Source organism: Exiguobacterium sp. s36 (assembly GCF_018618345.1).
GTDB lineage: Bacteria > Bacillota > Bacilli > Exiguobacteriales > Exiguobacteriaceae > Exiguobacterium > Exiguobacterium chiriqhucha.
The window spans coordinates 133,205-148,321 of the sequence record NZ_JACSLW010000001.1 but is presented as its reverse complement, the minus strand read 5'-3'; the positions used below and the strand labels follow the sequence as shown (position 1 = coordinate 148,321).

The following is a 15,117-nucleotide window of genomic DNA, read 5'->3' as shown; positions in this document are numbered from 1 at the left end:
GAAATCAGTTCAGGTTCAGTAGCATGAATGCAGAACGGTAAAATTGGGGGATTTCAGAATGAATAAACGATTGATGATTGTCGGTGCGGGAAAAGGCGGGACCGAAGTGCTGAAAATGTTGCTCGACTCGCCGCTCGTCACCGTCGTCGCCGTCATCGACCCGGAACAGACGGCCGAAGGGATGCAACTCGCGCGGAACCAGGGGATTATGACGGCGGAGGATTGGCGGGCATGTGCCGACAAGCGTCTCGATTTCGTGATCGAGACGACGGGCCGCTCCGAGACGTTCGATGAATTGAAAGGACATTTCGCCGACGCGGTCGTCTTGCCCGGCGAGTTCATCCGCATCGTCGTCGAACGGCTGAAGCAAAATCAACAGATGCTCGAGGCGATTATCGACTGTACGAGCGAGGCCATCTCGGTCGCCGATCACAACGGGAACACGATTTTAATCAACCCGTCCTATACGCGACTGACGGGATTCAAGAAAGAAGACGTCGTCGACAAGCCGGCGACGGCCGACATCGGCATGCAGGAGAGTGTCCACTTGAAAGTGCTGTCGACCGGGCAAGGAGTCCGCGATATCCGGATGCAAATCGGGGCGACGCGGCGCGACATTCTCGTCAATGCCGAACCGATTATCGTCGAAGGGAAGTTGCGCGGGTCGGTCGGTGTCATCCGGGACGTGTCTCAAATCCGAGCGCTCCGTGACGAGCTGCAAGAAGCGAAGACACGCATCCGCAACCTCGAGGCGAAATACCAGTTCGCCGACATCATCGCGTCGAGCGACGCGATGCGCTTCGTCATCGAACAGGCCCGCCTCGCCGCGGTCACGCCGGTCACCGTCCTTATTCGCGGGGAGTCGGGGACGGGCAAGGAACTGTTCGCCCACGCCATCCACGGTGAGTCCCCGCGCAAATACAAGAAATTCGTCCGCGTCAATTGCGCGGCCATCTCCCCGACGCTCCTCGAGAGTGAGTTGTTCGGCTACGAGGACGGCGCCTTCAGTGGGGCGAAACGTGGTGGGAAGGTCGGCTATTTCGAAGAGGCCGATGGCGGCTCACTCTTCTTAGATGAAATCGGCGAACTGCCGGTCGATGTCCAAGTCAAACTACTCCGTGTCCTGCAGGAGCATGAAATCGTGCGGGTCGGGGGTACGAATGCGATTCCGGTCGACGTCCGCATCATCGCGGCGACGAACGCCGACCTTGAACAAAAAGTGGCGGACGGCACGTTCCGTGAAGACTTATATTACCGGATCAACCGGATGCCGATCCACATCCCGCCGCTCCGGGACCGGCTCGAAGAAATCGAGCCACTCTGCGAACGCATCGTCCGCAAGCTGAACCAAGAGTACGGCCGCAGCGTGCGTGGGGTGAACCGCGAGGCGACCGAGCTGTTGAAGAATCAGTATTGGAAAGGCAACGTCCGAGAGCTCGAGAATGTCCTCGGGCGGGCGATCATCTATATGGCGAGTTCCGAGCAGTGGATCGCGCCGCACCACCTACAGCTGTCACCGCGTGTCGCATCGGCCCGACCGACCGACGCGCTGTCGTTACAGGATGCCGTGTCGCGCTATGAGCGTGATTTGATTGAACGGGCCATCGAGGAGGCGGACGGCAACAAGTCAGAGGCCGCCCGGCGATTACACATTTCGATTCGGACGCTGTATAATAAACTTGAACGTATGCAATAAATTACCTGCATTTTTTTTCACACCACGCAAAAAAGTGCAGAGTCTACGACCTATTAAAGCGCTTTCAAAAGTGGAAACAAAATTGCTTTTTAGTAGATGAAGACAGGCAAGGGGGGACATGCATGAATTTTGAACGGATGCTCGAAAAAGCGAAGCAGTTGGACGGGCGCACCGTCTCGATTGCCGGGGCCGCCGATGTGGAGGTCATTCGCGCCGTCAAACTCGCGACCGATCACGGTCTATCTCGATTTAAATTGATTGGAGATGCCCGGGAGATTAAACGATTATGCGACGAGCACGGCATCGAAGATCACGCGGTCGATATTATCCACGTCAAAGGCGATAAAGAGATTGCCAAACGGGCGACGCTCGCGGTCAAGACAGGAGAAGCGGATGTGCTCATGAAAGGAATGGTCGCGACGTCGACGTTCATGAAAGCTGTGCTCAGCCGCGAGGCAGGACTCCGGACGAACCGGACGCTCAGCCATATCGCCTTATTTCAAATCCCGAACCGGGAACGACTAATCGGTGTGACCGACGCGGCCATCCATATCGTGCCCACGCTCGAAGAGAAAGTGGACATCATCGCCAATGCGGTCGATGCGATGACAGACATCGGGTACGAGCTACCGCGTGTCGCTGCCATCGCCGCCGTCGAAGTGGTCAATCCACAGATGGCCGCCACGACAGACGCGGCGCTGCTCGCCCAAATGAACCGTCGCGGCCAAATCAAAGGATGTGTTGTCGACGGACCGCTTGCGCTCGATAACGCCGTCGACATGATCGCGGCCAAACAAAAAGGCATCGAGAGTGAGGTCGCCGGACAAGCCGACCTATTGCTCGTCCCATACATAGAGGTCGGCAACGTCCTTTATAAGTCGATAATGTACTTTGCCGGAGCGAGCGTGGCGGCGATCGTCGTCGGCGCAGCCGCACCGGTCGTTTTGACGAGCCGGGCCGATACGGCCGAGGCCAAACTGTACTCACTCGCATTCGCGCTCTTGCACGCTAAAAAATAAATTTTATGGAGGAATCATCAATGATGGAAACAAACATGGAACCACGCTTTCGAATTTTCGACGTCTTGCAGGCCGAGGACTATGAGCAAATCGTCTTTTGCCAAGACCAGGCGTCAGGACTGAAGGCGATTATCGCCATTCATGACACGACACTCGGGCCGGCTCTCGGGGGGCTACGGATGTGGAACTATGCTTCGGAAGAAGAAGCGCTCACGGACGTCCTTCGTCTCGCAAAAGGGATGACGTACAAAAACGCGGCGGCGGGACTCAACCTTGGTGGCGGGAAGGCCGTCATCATCGGCAATGCGAAGACGGACAAATCAGAGGCGTTGTTCCGTGCATTCGGCCGTTACGTGCAATCGCTCAGCGGGCGCTACATCACGGCCGAGGACGTCAATACGTCGGTCGCCGATATGGACTTCATCCACATGGAAACGGATTTCGTGACTGGCGTCAGCCCGGCGTTCGGATCGAGCGGCAACCCATCACCGGTGACGGCGTATGGCGTGTATCGCGGCATGAAGGCGGCAGCGAAATGGAAGTTCGGTTCGGATTCGCTCGCTGGCAAGACAGTCGCTGTCCAAGGGGTCGGCAACGTCGCTTACAACTTGTGCCGTCACTTACATGAAGAAGGGGCCCACTTGGTCGTCACCGACATCAACGAAGAGGCGCTCAAACGCGCGGAGACGGACTTCGGCGCGACGGTCGTCAAACCAGACGAGATTTATGCGGTCGATTGTGACATCTTCGCCCCGTGTGCGCTCGGTGCGATCATCAATGACAAGACGATCCCGCTACTCAAGGCTCAAATCGTCGCCGGTGCGGCCAACAACCAGCTCGCTGAGGATCGTCACGGGGACGTGCTCGAGGAGCGCGGCATTCTGTATGCGCCGGACTTCGTCATCAACGCGGGCGGTGTCATCAACGTGGCCGACGAGCTCGAAGGCTATAACCGTGAGCGGGCGATGAAGAAAGTCGAACTCATCTATGACAACATGCAGCGCGTCTTCGAGATCGCCGAGCGCGACGGGGTACCGACGCATGTCGCTGCCGAGAAGATGGCAGAGGAGCGGATTCAGATGATGTCGCGTTCGCGCAGCCAGTTCTTGAAAGTCGAAAAGAGCTTACTCGGTGGGCGCTGAGATGACACGACAGCTCATTCTCGCCATCAACCCGGGGTCGACTTCGACGAAGGTCGGCTTGTTTGACGGAGCGGACGAGATTTTATCTCGTACCGTCCGTCACGAGGCCGACGTCACAGGATTGTCACTTCCGGAGCAACTCCCGCATCGAGAACGTGAAGTGCGGGACTTATTGGCCGAAACGGGCATTGCGGGCGAGGACTTGTCCGCAATCGTCGGTCGCGGGGGATTACTGGCCCCGATGACATCGGGGACGTACGCCGTCAATCCGCTCATGCGTGAGGATTTAGCGAGCGGTCGTTTCGGGATGCATGCCTCGAACTTGGGTGGACTACTCGCTTATAAACTCGGTGAATTATTTCAGGTACCGAATTTCATCGTCGATCCAGTCGTCGTCGATGAGCTCGGCCCGCTCGCGCGTGCGACGGGAATGCCGGAAATCAATCGTCGCAGCATCTTTCACGCCTTGAATCAAAAGGCGGTCGCAAAACGTTTCGCAGTCGAAAATGGAAGCGATTACAAACAGCTCAACTTGATTATCGCCCACCTCGGAGGAGGTATCACAGTCGGCGCTCACGCCAAAGGCGCCGTAATCGATGTGAACAACGGACTCGACGGCGACGGGCCGCTCGCACCGGAACGGGCAGGCTCGATTCCTGTTGGACAGGTAGTAGAACTATGTTATAGTACCAGGTATAAAGAGTCGGAAATGAAACAGAAAATCGTCGGACGAGGCGGGCTTTTTGCCCACCTCGGAACGTTCGACGCGATCGAGATCGAACAGCGCATGGCAGATGGCGATGAACAGGCCGCTCTTCTTTACGAGACGATGGCATACCGCGTCGCCCAGGAAATCGCCAAACATGGCGCCACCCTACGCGGCGACGTCGACGCGATTCTGTTGACGGGTGGCATCGCCTATTCGACTTGGCTGACCGAGCAAATCAGTGCGCGCGTCGGCTATTTGGCGCCGGTCCACATCTATCCGGGCGAAGATGAGCTGAAGGCACTCGCCGAAGGCGCACTCCGGGCCATCCGACATGAAGAAGCAGTTCGAGAATATGAGGGGGATACACATGGCACGAGAATTTGAGATCGTCGTCATCGGCGGCGGTCCTGGCGGATATGTCGCAGCCATCAAGGCGGCCCAAGCCGGGAAAACTGTCGCAATCGTGGAGGCCGAGAAACTCGGCGGGACATGTCTACATAAAGGCTGCATCCCGACGAAGGCGTTGTTGAAAGCGGCCCACGTCTATCAGACGGCAAAACACGGGAGCACGTACGGTGTTGAGACGGGATCCGTTTCGTTCAACATGGAGCGGGCCCAGTCGTTCAAACGCGACTTGGTCGCGGGACTAGAAAAAGGTATTGAGCACTTGATGAAGCAAGGTAAAATCGAGGTGTTTCGCGGAAAGGCATCGATTTTGGGACCGAGCATCTTCTCGCCGCAGCCGGGAACGGTCGCGGTTGAAGACGAATCCGGTGAGTCCGAGCTCATCTTGCCGAACCAGCTCATCATCGCGACAGGGTCGATTCCCCGCGAACTGCCAGGGCTGCCGTTTGACCATACACGCATCTTGAACTCGGATGACCTGCTCCAGTTCGAACAGTTGCCAGAATCCATCGCCATCGTCGGCGGTGGGGTCATCGGTGTCGAATGGGCCTCGATGCTCATCGACCTTGATGTCGCGGTCACGCTGATTGAAGTCGGGGAGCGTCTGTTGCCGCTCGAAGACAAGGCGGTGTCACGGGAAGTCGAGCGACTCCTGAAAAAACGGGGCGTCCGTGTGTTGAAGAACGTCACCGTCGACCCGGAGCGTACAGAAGTAGCAACCGATGCCGTCTCGCTCGCGGTCGGCGAAGAGACGATCTCGGTCGAGTGTGTACTCGTCTCGGTCGGACGGGTCGCCAATACGGAACATCTCGGGTTACAGAACACATCGATTGTCGTCGAGAACGGTGTCATCCAAGTCGATGAACAGTATCGGACGAAAGAACGTCACATCTTCGCCATCGGAGACTGCATCGGCAAACTTCAACTCGCCCATGTCGCCTCGGCGGAAGGTGTGAAGGCGGTCGAGACGATTCTCGGTCACGAGCCGACTCCGCTCGACTACGCCTTGATCCCGCGTTGTGTCTATGGGGTCCCGGAAGTCGCATCGGTCGGCATGACCGAAGAAGGTGCCAAAGCAGCGGGGCATGAAGTCAAAACGGGCACGTATCGTTTCAACGGCCTCGGCAAGGCCCGTATCGAAGGGCAAGCGGATGGATTCGTCAAACTCGTGTCGGACAAGACGACGGACGACCTGCTCGGTGTACACATCGTCGGGCCGAAAGCGACGGAATTAATCACAGAAGGCGGACTCGCTCTCGTCTTGAACGCCACGGCATGGGAAATGGGCCAACTCGTCCATCCTCACCCGGCGCTGAGCGAAGCGTTCCAAGAAGCGGCACTAGCCGTTGACGGATTACCGATTCACGCCTAAGGAGGAAACAGAATGGAACAGATGACTGTGAATTCATATGAGGAACTAGGATTGACGAAACAAGACCTCGGTGCGATGTACGAGACGATGGTCCGTGCCCGTAAAATCGATGAGCGCATGTGGAAATTGAACCGTGCCGGAAAAATCCCGTTCGTCGTCTCGTGTCAAGGACAAGAGGCGGCCCAAGTCGGGGCGGCGTTCGCGCTCGAAAAAGGGACGGACTATATTCTTCCGTATTACCGCGATGTCGCCGTTGTCCTCCACTTCGGACAGACGGCTCGCGATTTAATGTTGTCGGCGTTCGCCAAGGCGGAAGACCCAAACTCAGGCGGCCGTCAAATGCCGGGCCATTTCGGTTCGAAACAGCATCGCATCGTGACGGGCTCGTCTCCGGTGACGACACAAGTGCCGCATGCGGTCGGTGTGGCGCTCGCCGCCAAACTAAAAAAAGAAGAGCTCGTCACGTTCGTCTCGTTCGGAGAAGGCTCGTCGAACCAAGGTGACTTCCACGAAGGTGCGAACTTCGCGGGCGTGCATAAGTTGCCTGTGATTTTGTTCTGTGAGAACAACAAATACGCCATCTCGGTACCGCTCTCGAAGCAACTCGCTTGCGAGCGCGTATCGGACCGCGCCAAAGGTTACGGGATGCCAGGCGTCACGGTCGATGGGACAGATCCGATTGCCGTTTATGTCGCCGTGAAAGAAGCCCGCGCCCGCGCCCTTCGCGGCGAAGGCCCGACGCTCATCGAAGCCGAAGTCGAACGTCTCGTACCGCACTCGTCGGATGACGATGACAAAGCGTATCGCTCGGTCGAAGAGTTGGCCGACCTTAAGAATCGTGACGGGAATCAATTGTTCCGGAAGCGTTTGATTGAAGATGGCGTCATGACCGAGGAAGAACTCGCAGAGATCGAGGCGAACGTCGATCGTGAAGTCAATGAGGCGACTGCTTACGCCGATAAGGCACCATATGCGTCTTCTGAATCGACGATGGACCATGTGTACGAGGGGGAAATGTGATGAAAACGTTTATTGAAGCGATCAATGAAGCGATCCATGAAGAAATGGATCGCGATGAGAACGTCTTCGTGCTCGGGGAAGATGTCGGCGTCCGAGGCGGTGTATTCCGCGCGACGCAAGGCTTGATTGAGAAGTACGGCGAGGACCGCGTCATCGATGCGCCGCTCGCCGAGAGCGCAATCGCAGGTGTCGGGATTGGGGCGGCCATGTATGGCATGCGTCCAATCGCCGAAATGCAATTCGCCGACTTCATCATGCCAGCGGTCAACCAAATCGTCTCCGAAGCGGCAAAAATCCGCTACCGTTCAAATAACGATTGGACGTGCCCGATGGTCATCCGTGCACCGTTCGGCGGCGGGATTCATGGCGCACTCTATCACTCCCAATCGGTCGAGGCGATGTTCAACTCGACGCCTGGACTCAAAGTCGTCATCCCATCTGACCCGGTCGATGCGAAAGGGTTGCTCAAGGCAGCCATCCGCTCGAACGACCCGGTCCTCTTCTTCGAACATAAACGGGCGTACCGCCTCTTGAAAGCCGACCTTCCGACCGACGACTATACGGTCGAAATCGGCAAGGCCGCCGTCAAGCGGGAAGGTGACGACATCACAATCATCACGTACGGTCTGTGCGTCCACATGGCCCAGGAAGCGGCGAAGACGCTCGAAGCCGAAGGCATCAGCACGCACATCCTCGATTTGCGCACGATCTATCCGCTCGACCAAGAAGGGATCGTCGAAGCCGTCAAGAAGACCGGGAAAGTGCTCCTCGTCACCGAGGACAATAAGGAAGGCAGCATCATCGGGGAAGTCGCGGCCATCATCGCGGAGAAAGCGCTGTTCGAACTCGATGCGCCGATCGAGCGTCTGGCGGGACCGGACGTTCCGTCGATGCCGTATGCACCACCGATGGAGAAGTTCTTCATCGTATCCCCTGAAAAAATCGCGGAGCGGGCACGTCAGCTCGCCGCCTTTTAAGGAGGGGTCATATGGAACAGACAATTAAAATGCCACAGCTCGGGGAAAGTGTGACCGAGGGGACGATCACAACGTTTCTCGTCAAACCAGGTGACCGCGTCGAGGAGTATGAGCCGCTCGCCGAGGTCATGACCGATAAAGTAACCGCTGAGATTCCGGCGACGAGTGCCGGTGTCGTGAAACAGATTTTAATCAGTGAAGGCGACACGGTCGCCGTCGGCACACCGGTCCTCGTCATGGAAGTCGAAGGTGCCGATTCGGCGCCAGCGAAAGCAGAAGTGGTAGCAGAACCGGCACAAGTCGGAGCGGCCCCGGTCGAGACGAAGCAAGCGGTCACTGTAGCGTCGGCCGCGCCACGAAAACAGAATAATAACGGTCGTTTCTCGCCGGCCGTCATCCGACTCGCCAATGAGAACGCGATTGACTTGAACGAACTCGACGGCAGTGGCCTCGGTGGTCGCATCACGCGCAAAGATGTCCTCCGCTACTTATCGGAAGGCCGTCCGGTCAAGCCGGAAGCGGCGACGCAAGTGCCGGTCCAAGAGACGATGACACAAACGAAGCTCGACGTACCTGAGACGGCCGCGGCACCTTCCGTATCACCATCTGTGCCGGCAACCGACGGGTCGTCGGACCGAGTCGAACTCATTCCGACGGCAGGTGTCCGTCAAGCGATTGCCAACAACATGGTCCGCTCGAAACATGAGGCCCCGCATGCGTGGCTCATGATCGAGGTCGATGTGACGAACCTCGTCACGGCCCGGGCCAAGTTGAAAGACGAGTTCTTCAAACGGGAAGGTGTCAAACTGACGTTCATGCCGTTCTTCATGAAGGCGGCGATCGAGGCGCTCAAGAAGCATCCGATGATGAACTCGGAATGGGCAGGCGATCACATCAAAGTCCATCAGGATATCCATCTGTCGGTCGCCGTCGCGGCGAACGACGCCCTCTACGTCCCGGTCATCAAGCATGCGGACGAGAAGAACATCAAAGGGCTTGCTGTCGCCCTTCAAGACGTGGCGGCCCGTGCCCGCGGCAACCGTTTGAAAGCGGACGAGATGCGTGGCGGCACGTTCACGATCAACAACACGGGTGCGTTCGGTTCGATTCAATCGGCACCGATCTTGAACTATCCACAAGCGGCCATCCTGTCGGTCGAGTCAATCGTGAAACGTCCGGTTTGGGTGAATGGGATGTTCGCGGCGCGTGACATGGTCAACTTGTGCATGTCGGTCGACCACCGTGTCCTCGACGGTCTCGTCGCCGGTCAGTTCTTGCAGGCGATCAAGCAGTCGCTCGAATCGATCGACCCAGACACGTATACGCTCTATTGATTCACGTCCTGCCTTCAGTCGAAGGCAGGATTTTTCATATGGAAAATAAAACAGCCACGGAATTGTCCGTGGCAACATGGTTCAGATGGAACGTTCAATCAACGCTTCGATATCGCGGCGGATGCGTTCGGGCGAAGTGAGCTCGGCGTTCGTGTAGCTGAGGCGGTGTGTCGATTCGTCGGTCCCGGTCAAGTCGGCGAACAGGCTGCCGAGATTGTGGACGCTCTTGTCGACTTGAATCAATAAGTCTAACGACGATTCTGTTTGGAGCATGACGACTTCGAGCTCATCGAGTTTACGTCCGTAGCTCGTCCCGTTCGGCGAGTATTCGAGCTCTTGGGCAATCGGGAGACGGCCGGAACGATGCCGGGCCGGAAGCATCTCCGTATCGGCCTTCTTCAAGCGGAAGCCGATGTCGTCGAGCACGTCGAGGACGACTTGTTGGGCCTGGTTCGGTTTGACGAGAATCGAGTCCTCGTCTTTCGGGTCGACGGCCTGGGCGATATCGAGACCGGTCTCGATCCACGATTTCGATTGGCTGACCGAAATCGGCGTGTTGAACGGCACGTCAATTGTGAACGGGATTTCCTTCACTTCTTCGGGACCGATCATGAACGGCGCTTCGTTCAACAAAATCTTCTCGATCGTGAACGTCGAATACGTCGTCTTGTCGTTCACCTCATGCTTATAGAGCGTGTTGAAGAAGATGTAAATCCGGTCGACCGATTGCTCGGTGCTGCCTCCCTTGATATGGACGACACCATTCAGTGTCCCGCCTGGCACACAGGCACTCTCTTCGAGTCGCGTATCCACCGTAGCGGCGCCGATTCCAATCGATGATAATAACTTTTTAAACATACAATGATCCTCCTTTGACGTTTGCACGTGTTCGTGTAATAGTATGTACGAATACACGTGAACAAAAGTTTCGAAACTATTGAAAAAAGGATGAACGCAGTGGAATATACAGCATTAACCGAACGGCTGGCTGATGTGATTCGCCAGAACGAGCTCGTCACAGCGACAATAAGTCAACCGCGTCAAAAGTCGAACGATTTACGCCGGGTCAAATTGAAGCCGGTCCTGTTGAAAGGCGAGTACCATATACAATTCGAATACCAATTTGAACGGGTAATGAAACATAAAAATCTCACACCGGACGAGGCGGTCATCGAACTCGATGAATTGCTCGAGACGTTCCGCCAAGGACAGTTCCAGTTGAAGGCGTCCGAGTTCCACTTTCAACTGTCTAAAAAGTTCAAAGTGACGTTCAAGGAGCGCGAGACGGCCGTCAAACAAGTGAAGCTGAGTCATAACCGCGAGAAGCAGTACCTGTTGCCGCTCGATGAGCCGGTACCGTTCCTCATCCGACTCGGCGTCCAGTCCGAGGATGGGAAAGTGAAACGCCAAAAGTATGACAAGTTCAAGCAAATCAACCGCTTCCTCGAATTTATCGAAGACTCGATCAAACATTTACCGACCGACCGGACCATCCGGATTCTCGATTTCGGCTCCGGGAAGTCGTATTTGACGTTCGCCCTCTATCACTTCTTGCATGAGATGAAAGGCTATGACGTCCATATCACCGGGCTCGATTTGAAGAAAGAAGTCATCGAGGAATGTGCCGGGATTGCGCGCGACCTCGGGTATGAACGTCTCGAGTTCCTCGTCGGTGACATCAATGAGTTCGAAGGGGAGACGGCGGTCGATATGGTCGTCACACTTCATGCGTGCGACGTCGCAACGGATATGGCGCTCGCTCGGGCCGTGCGTTGGGGGGCGAAAGTCATCTTGAGCGTGCCGTGTTGTCAAAAAGAATTGAACCGTCAACTTGAGGCACCGAGCCTTGACGTCATGTTGCAGCATGGACTCATCAAAGAACGGTTCGCGGCGCTCGCCACCGATTCGATTCGGGCCGAATTACTTGGACTCGTCGGCTATGAGGCGCAACTCCTCGAGTTCATCGATATGGAGCACACGCCGAAGAACATCCTCATCCGGGCCTATTTGACGAACCGGGAAGCGACCGCTGAAGCGCGGGCCCGCTATGTGGCCTTCAAGACGCTGTTGAACGCGACACCGTTCCTCGAAGGACAATTGAGCGATAGACTTGTCCTAACCGATCCACTAGACGTAAAATAAGAAAGAACAGACGCAAGTCGAAAGGGGAAACAATATGGATTTTCAATTATACTTTCAAGATGTAGTCGAACAAGCTCGCAATGAGGTACGCTCTGCAGGTTACACAGAACTCACGACACCGGAAGAAGTCGACGCGGCGTTAACGAAAGAAGGCAAAACGCTCGTGCTCGTCAACTCGGTATGTGGCTGTGCCGGTGGCATCGCTCGTCCGGCAGCAGCGTACGTGAATAAGATGGAAGGCGTCAAACCGGACCAGTTCGTGACTGTGTTCGCGGGTCAAGACCGTGAAGCGACTGACCGCGCCCGTGAATACTTCGAAGGTTACGCCCCGTCGTCACCATCGATCGCGCTGTTAGAAGACGGCAATATCGTCACGATGGTCGAACGGAGCACAATCGAGTCATCAACGGCCGAAGAGCTCGTCGAGCAGTTACAGACGTTGTTCGATATTTACTACGCCTAAGAAGTGAGCGCAGAGGCATTGCCTTTGCGCTTTTCCTTAAGAAGGGATCGATGAGATGGAACCAGTCGTCAAAATCATGAGCGAGGCCGAATATACGATTGCTTTGTCGCGCGGCGAGATCAACGAGCCGACCCTCCAAACGGAAGGGTACATTCGTTGTTGCACCCCGCAACAGATCGGGAAATTCGTGCGTCGACATTATCATGGGGAGCGAGTCGTGCTCGTCTCGTTCCATGTCGGACGTCTCGGCAGCCTGCTCCACTATGAGTTTGACGAGGACGGGGAACGCTATCCCCACGTGTATAGCGCCATTCCCATCGCTTCGGTCAAACGAGTGCAGCCCTACGGCTCTCGGGACAATGGTACGGTCACTTATTTTGCTTACGAGCGAATGTGACCGTATTTTTTTTAGATTTTATGCATGAATATACTTTACAAGTAATAATTATGTGTATATAGTGGTTGAAGAACAAGTCGGACATATGATGAGTCAGAGAACAGTTGAGCAACATTCACATATATGTCATAATTTTGTTAAAGTTCTGATAATTTCATCCTATTGAAGAAAGGGACGATGAACATGAAAAAAGGTTTTCTAGCATTATGTATCGCAAGCCTAGCCGCTTTTACTGTAGCCTGTGGGGCAGACGTGAACGAAGGAGGTTCGACATCGACCGATGAAGATGACAAAGTCATCGTCATGGGGACGAGTGCGGACTACTTCCCATATGAATTCGTCGATACGGCGAACGGGGATGAGATTGTCGGATTCGATATCGATATCGCCAAGCAAGTGGCCGAGAACATGGGCTACGAATTGAAAATTGAAGACATGGACTTCGGGAGCCTGCTCGGGGCGCTCAACGCCGGTCGTGTCGATTTCGTCATGGCGGGTATGACACCGACAGAAGAACGGAAAGAGAACGCCGATTTCTCAGACATCTACTTCACGGCGAAGAACTTGATTTTGTCAAAAGGGGATGCCATCCAGTCGCTTGAGGACTTGGACGGGAAACAAGTCGGGGTCCAACTCGGATCGATTCAAGAAGGGATTGCCAAAGAGCAAATCCCGGGTGCTGAAATCGTCGCCTTGAACAAGATTCCAGAGATTATTCAAGAAATCAAGACCGGCCGCATCGATGCGATGGTCATCGAGGACACGGTCGCGAAGAAATATCTCGATCAAGACAGTGAACTCACGACGTTTGAAATCGTCGACGAGGAAGAGGCCGGTTCAGCCGCTGCCTTCCGTAAGGACGACGAGCTCCGTGATCAGTTCAATGAAGAGTTGAACAAGATGATCGATTCAGGAGAAATCGAGAAGTTGGCTCAAAAATGGTTCGAACAAGAAGCTGCACCAGCTGAATAAAGATTGTAGAAGGCTGACTGAAAGCATCAGTCAGCCTTTTTTAGGAGGAACTCACAATGGATTTTAGTCGGATTTATGATTCTATCCCGTATATTCTCGAAGGGATTCCCGTCATGTTCCAAGTCGTGCTCGTCTCGGCCTTGTTCGGGATTACGCTTGGCGTCGTCGTCGCCACATTCAAAATCGTCCCAAACCGTCTCGTCAACTTCATCGGGCACGCCTATACGGCCGTGTTCCGCGGAACCCCGCTCATCTTGCAACTCGCAATCATCCACTTCGGATTGCCGCAATTGACCGGATATATCACGACGCCATACCAATCGGCCGTCATCGCCTTCTCACTCAACTCGGCGGCGTATATCTCGGAAATCATTCGGGCCGGGATTCAAGCGGTCGATAAAGGCCAGTGGGAAGCGTCGGATGCCCTCGGCGTCCCGTACGTCAAACAACTGCGGTCAATCATCTTGCCGCAGGCGTTCAAAAACATCTTGCCGGCCCTCGTCAACGAGATGATCACGCTCACGAAAGAATCGGCGCTCGTCTCGACGGTCGGTGTGCTCGACATCATGCGCCGGGCGCAAATCGTCGGTGGGCAAAAGGCGATCTACTTTGAACCGCTCCTGTTTGCCGGTGTGATATACTTTACAATAGTGATGGTGTTGACGTATCTTGGTCAACGTCTAGAAAAACGGCTTAGAAAGAGTGATGGCAGATGATACAAGTAAACGATTTATACAAACAATTTGGTGACCTCGAGGTCCTCAAAGGCATTACGACATCGATTGAGAAAGGGGAAGTCGTCGCCGTCATCGGTCCGTCCGGTTCGGGGAAATCGACGTTCCTCCGTTGCTTGAACATGCTCGAGGTGCCGACGTCTGGAACGGTCAGCGTCGCCGGCTATGAGCTCACGAAAAAAGGGGCGAACGTCTCGAAAGCACGCCAAAATATCGGGATGGTGTTCCAACAGTTCAACTTGTTCCCGCATATGAGCGTGCTCGACAATTTGATATACGCGCCGATCAACGTCTTGAAAGTGAGCAAGGCCGAGGCGATCGAACGGGCGAAAAAGCTTCTCGAACGGGTCGGATTGTCCGAGAAAATCGACGCCTATCCGAGTCAACTGTCGGGTGGACAAAAACAACGTGTCGCGATCGCCCGGGCGCTCGCCATGGAGCCGAACGTCATGTTGTTCGATGAGCCGACGTCAGCGCTCGACCCAGAGATGGTCAACGAAGTGCTCGATGTCATGAAAGGGCTCGCCGAGTCTGGGATGACGATGGTCGTCGTCACGCACGAGATGGGCTTTGCCCGTGAAGTGGCGGACCGTGTCCTCTTCCTCGACGAAGGCATCTTGATGGAGGAAGGCAAACCGGCCGACTTGCTTCTCAACCCGCAAACCGACCGCGCAAAACGCTTCTTAGAAAAAGTCTTATAACTGAAACGATCCATCTGACACCAGAAAGGGAGGA

Annotated in this window: 15 protein-coding genes; 14 read left to right on the top strand and 1 reads right to left on the bottom strand. The window is 55.4% G+C overall.

The features are described from left to right. The first annotated feature begins 58 nt into the window (after positions 1 to 58). The 8 genes from KNP95_RS00765 to KNP95_RS00730 all read left to right on the top strand — a co-directional run bounded on the left by KNP95_RS00765 (position 59) and on the right by KNP95_RS00730 (position 9,674). Positions 59 to 1,696 (top strand): sigma-54-dependent Fis family transcriptional regulator, encoded by a 1,638-nt coding sequence (locus KNP95_RS00765; RefSeq protein ID WP_021067692.1) that lies wholly within the window; start codon positions 59 to 61, stop codon positions 1,694 to 1,696. 122 nt (positions 1,697 to 1,818) lie between these two features. Beyond that, positions 1,819 to 2,715 carry a phosphate butyryltransferase gene (gene yqiS, locus KNP95_RS00760; protein WP_214835152.1) on the top strand — a complete coding sequence of 299 codons (897 nt, stop codon included), beginning with the start codon at positions 1,819 to 1,821 and terminating at the stop codon, positions 2,713 to 2,715. 20 nt (positions 2,716 to 2,735) lie between these two features. Then, complete coding sequence (locus tag KNP95_RS00755; RefSeq protein WP_214835151.1) at positions 2,736 to 3,857, top strand: Glu/Leu/Phe/Val family dehydrogenase; 1,122 nt, start codon at positions 2,736 to 2,738, stop codon at positions 3,855 to 3,857. A 1-nt stretch (position 3,858) separates the two neighbouring features. Beyond that, a complete protein-coding gene (gene buk / locus KNP95_RS00750; RefSeq protein ID WP_214835150.1) occupies positions 3,859 to 4,950 on the top strand; it encodes a butyrate kinase in 1,092 nt (363 codons plus the stop codon). Next, a complete protein-coding gene (gene lpdA, locus KNP95_RS00745; protein WP_058763878.1) occupies positions 4,934 to 6,343 on the top strand; it encodes a dihydrolipoyl dehydrogenase in 1,410 nt (469 codons plus the stop codon). Before buk ends, lpdA begins: the two co-directional genes overlap by 17 nt. 21 nt (positions 6,344 to 6,364) lie before the next feature. Further along, on the top strand, positions 6,365 to 7,363 hold the full coding sequence (locus KNP95_RS00740) for a thiamine pyrophosphate-dependent dehydrogenase E1 component subunit alpha (RefSeq protein WP_214720401.1): 999 nt from the start codon (positions 6,365 to 6,367) through the stop codon (positions 7,361 to 7,363). Continuing rightward, complete coding sequence (locus tag KNP95_RS00735) at positions 7,363 to 8,340, top strand: alpha-ketoacid dehydrogenase subunit beta (RefSeq protein ID WP_021067686.1); 978 nt, start codon at positions 7,363 to 7,365, stop codon at positions 8,338 to 8,340. The genes KNP95_RS00740 and KNP95_RS00735 overlap by 1 nt, the downstream gene beginning before the upstream one ends. 11 nt (positions 8,341 to 8,351) lie before the next feature. Continuing rightward, positions 8,352 to 9,674 carry a dihydrolipoamide acetyltransferase family protein gene (locus tag KNP95_RS00730; RefSeq protein WP_214835149.1) on the top strand — a complete coding sequence of 441 codons (1,323 nt, stop codon included), beginning with the start codon at positions 8,352 to 8,354 and terminating at the stop codon, positions 9,672 to 9,674. An 81-nt stretch (positions 9,675 to 9,755) separates the two neighbouring features. Here the strand turns inward: KNP95_RS00730 and KNP95_RS00725 are convergent, their stop codons facing one another. Continuing rightward, on the bottom strand, positions 9,756 to 10,532 hold the full coding sequence (locus KNP95_RS00725; RefSeq protein ID WP_021067684.1) for a sporulation protein: 777 nt from the start codon (positions 10,530 to 10,532) through the stop codon (positions 9,756 to 9,758). A 99-nt stretch (positions 10,533 to 10,631) separates the two neighbouring features. Between KNP95_RS00725 and KNP95_RS00720 the strand changes: the two genes are divergently transcribed. From KNP95_RS00720 to KNP95_RS00695, 6 genes are all read left to right on the top strand, one after another. Further along, positions 10,632 to 11,816: a class I SAM-dependent methyltransferase gene (locus tag KNP95_RS00720; protein ID WP_029595284.1), complete on the top strand. Its 1,185-nt coding sequence runs from the start codon at positions 10,632 to 10,634 to the stop codon at positions 11,814 to 11,816. Positions 11,817 to 11,850: 34 nt separating this feature from the next. Beyond that, positions 11,851 to 12,279, top strand: coding sequence for a BrxA/BrxB family bacilliredoxin (locus KNP95_RS00715; protein WP_021067682.1), 429 nt, complete (start codon positions 11,851 to 11,853; stop codon positions 12,277 to 12,279). Between the two features lie 55 nt (positions 12,280 to 12,334). Beyond that, the gene (locus tag KNP95_RS00710) at positions 12,335 to 12,676 is read left to right on the top strand and encodes a DUF952 domain-containing protein (protein WP_021067681.1); all 342 of its coding nucleotides are present in this window, start codon (positions 12,335 to 12,337) and stop codon (positions 12,674 to 12,676) included. A 183-nt stretch (positions 12,677 to 12,859) separates the two neighbouring features. Further along, on the top strand, positions 12,860 to 13,648 hold the full coding sequence (locus KNP95_RS00705) for a transporter substrate-binding domain-containing protein (protein ID WP_029595285.1): 789 nt from the start codon (positions 12,860 to 12,862) through the stop codon (positions 13,646 to 13,648). Between the two features lie 56 nt (positions 13,649 to 13,704). Beyond that, the gene (locus KNP95_RS00700) at positions 13,705 to 14,364 is read left to right on the top strand and encodes an amino acid ABC transporter permease (protein WP_021067679.1); all 660 of its coding nucleotides are present in this window, start codon (positions 13,705 to 13,707) and stop codon (positions 14,362 to 14,364) included. Beyond that, positions 14,361 to 15,083, top strand: a complete 723-nt coding sequence (locus tag KNP95_RS00695) for an amino acid ABC transporter ATP-binding protein (RefSeq protein WP_029595286.1) — start codon at positions 14,361 to 14,363, stop codon at positions 15,081 to 15,083. The genes KNP95_RS00700 and KNP95_RS00695 overlap by 4 nt, the downstream gene beginning before the upstream one ends. The last annotated feature ends 34 nt before the right edge of the window (positions 15,084 to 15,117 follow it).

Excerpts from the sequence above, each read along its gene's own strand:
- lpdA (WP_058763878.1), top strand. The coding sequence starts at position 4,934 with ATGGCACGAGAATTTGAGATCGTCGTCATCGGCGGCGGTCCTGGCGGA.
- KNP95_RS00765 (WP_021067692.1), top strand. The coding sequence starts at position 59 with ATGAATAAACGATTGATGATTGTCGGTGCGGGAAAAGGCGGGACCGAA.
- KNP95_RS00710 (WP_021067681.1), top strand. The coding sequence starts at position 12,335 with ATGGAACCAGTCGTCAAAATCATGAGCGAGGCCGAATATACGATTGCT.
- KNP95_RS00740 (WP_214720401.1), top strand. The coding sequence starts at position 6,365 with ATGACTGTGAATTCATATGAGGAACTAGGATTGACGAAACAAGACCTC.
- yqiS (WP_214835152.1), top strand. The coding sequence starts at position 1,819 with ATGAATTTTGAACGGATGCTCGAAAAAGCGAAGCAGTTGGACGGGCGC.
- KNP95_RS00755 (WP_214835151.1), top strand. The coding sequence starts at position 2,736 with ATGATGGAAACAAACATGGAACCACGCTTTCGAATTTTCGACGTCTTG.
- KNP95_RS00695 (WP_029595286.1), top strand. The coding sequence starts at position 14,361 with ATGATACAAGTAAACGATTTATACAAACAATTTGGTGACCTCGAGGTC.
- KNP95_RS00730 (WP_214835149.1), top strand. The coding sequence starts at position 8,352 with ATGGAACAGACAATTAAAATGCCACAGCTCGGGGAAAGTGTGACCGAG.
- KNP95_RS00705 (WP_029595285.1), top strand. The coding sequence starts at position 12,860 with ATGAAAAAAGGTTTTCTAGCATTATGTATCGCAAGCCTAGCCGCTTTT.
- buk (WP_214835150.1), top strand. The coding sequence starts at position 3,859 with ATGACACGACAGCTCATTCTCGCCATCAACCCGGGGTCGACTTCGACG.
- KNP95_RS00700 (WP_021067679.1), top strand. The coding sequence starts at position 13,705 with ATGGATTTTAGTCGGATTTATGATTCTATCCCGTATATTCTCGAAGGG.
- KNP95_RS00715 (WP_021067682.1), top strand. The coding sequence starts at position 11,851 with ATGGATTTTCAATTATACTTTCAAGATGTAGTCGAACAAGCTCGCAAT.
- KNP95_RS00725 (WP_021067684.1), bottom strand. The coding sequence starts at position 10,532 with ATGTTTAAAAAGTTATTATCATCGATTGGAATCGGCGCCGCTACGGTG.
- KNP95_RS00735 (WP_021067686.1), top strand. The coding sequence starts at position 7,363 with ATGAAAACGTTTATTGAAGCGATCAATGAAGCGATCCATGAAGAAATG.